Source organism: Okeania sp., assembly GCF_983059655.1.
The window spans coordinates 1,281-3,114 of record NZ_CEZPJD010000883.1 but is presented as its reverse complement, the minus strand read 5'-3'; the positions used below and the strand labels follow the sequence as shown (position 1 = coordinate 3,114).

Here is a 1,834-nt window from a genome sequence, read left to right as displayed (position 1 = left end):
TTGTGTGGCACAGACGGATAAAACATAAACGGTACATTGATTCCCCGCTGAAATAAACTTTGGGATAATAGTACAGACTTAATAGACTCACCCACAATAATAGGTATCACTGGAGAGTCTTTACTCATACCAGTATTTAAACCTAGTTCGCGAGCGCACTCCAAAAATAGTCGAGACCTTTCTTGCAGTTGTGTCACCCTTTCCGGTTCCGCTTTCAACAAACGAATAGCTGCTAATACTGATGCTGCATCTGGTGGGGAAATACCTACACTATAGACAAATCCTGGAGAAGTATATTTAAGATATTCTACTAATGCTTTGCTGCCAGCAATATAACCACCACAACTAGCAAAAGATTTACTTAAAGTACCCATCCATAGATCGATATCATTGGGATCAGCCCCAAAATACTCACTAATACCCCTACCGTGCTTGCCAATGGTACCGATAGAATGAGCTTCATCCACCATCAGAAAAGCTTTGTAACGTTGTTTAATCTCTATAAATTTCGGTAAATCTGGAATATCACCATCTGTACTATATACACCTTCTATAGCAATAAGTATCCGTTTATAACGATGACGGCGATCGCTCAATAACCTATCCAAAGCTTGCCAGTCATTATGAGGAAAAGCAATAATAGTTGCTCCTGATAATAAACAACCTTGGAAAATACTATTATGGCTCAAAGAGTCATGGAGAATTAAATCATTTTGCCCAAACAAATGACTAATAGTAGTTACATTAGTGGCATGACCCCCAACATAAACAATACTATCCTCAACACCGATAAAATCAGCAATTTCTCTTTCCAATTCCTGATGTAACGGCTTTTCTCCTGATAGTAACCTACTGGCAGAAACAGAAGTACCATAGCGATCGATAGCTTCCTTCGCAGCATTAGATACTAAAGGATCGCCACACATACCTAAATAATTGTAGGTGGCATAATTCACCAACTCCCTACCACCGATAACTGTGGTATTATTATTAATCCGTTCTTGAGGTATAAAAAACGGGTTACCAATACCTGTAGCATTAATTTCTGCCATTTGCTTTTGCAGTTGCAGATATTCTGGGTACAGGTCGAAGTTATAATATTCTAAAGGAATTTCTTCAGTTTCAATAGTTGGGTTAGAAGTTGGGACCTCAGCCTCATCTTCTAATTTTTTGTGAATATTTGGCCCTGTATCCTGGGTGGTATCCTCTACTAAATATTCAGCTAAAGCCTCGATAGTCGGATAATCCAATAATAGAGTTGGAGGAAGTCGCCGACCAAGGAGATTTTCTAGTTCTCCAGAAAGATTGACCACTTCAATTGAGTTAAGACCATAATCAATAAAATCCCGCTCAATATCTATCTCATTGGTATTAAGTTCCAGTCGTTCGGCCAATTGGGATATCAACCAGGACTTAATAGTTTCTATCGATGCAGATAATTGTGGGACTTGCAAGGCAGGGTCTGGATCGTTGTTTACTAAAGACAGATGTTGGCTGTCCTTCTCATTCGTAAGCTGGTTCAACAGTTTCATTGTTCACTCCTGCACCACGTTAAAATTGCTCATAACTCAGTTTTTTCTAGTAGCTTATAGGCAATAGCACATATTGGGGTCAAAAATCCCTCTGGAAAATCATAAATCAAGTTTCTGAATTACCTGGATGAGATTTTGACTTATAGACAATTACCTGAAATAGCCCACTATTTCAACTGATTGACCACCCCAAAAAAAGACTGGGGAAGCCATGATGGTTATTGTGCCACGATCTTATACGAAGTAGGGATAACCAGCTATTAGAAGTTATAAGTCCAGTAGTTATAAGTCCAGTCCAGTAG

At 38.9% G+C, this 1,834-nt stretch carries 1 protein-coding gene; it reads right to left on the bottom strand.

The window, feature by feature from the left end; genetic code table 11:
• Positions 1-1,532: aminotransferase class I/II-fold pyridoxal phosphate-dependent enzyme (locus AC3DU7_RS29715; protein ID WP_488042846.1), on the bottom strand; the 1,532-nt coding region annotated here is incomplete at its 3' end.
• Between the last annotated feature and the right edge of the window lie 302 nt (positions 1,533-1,834).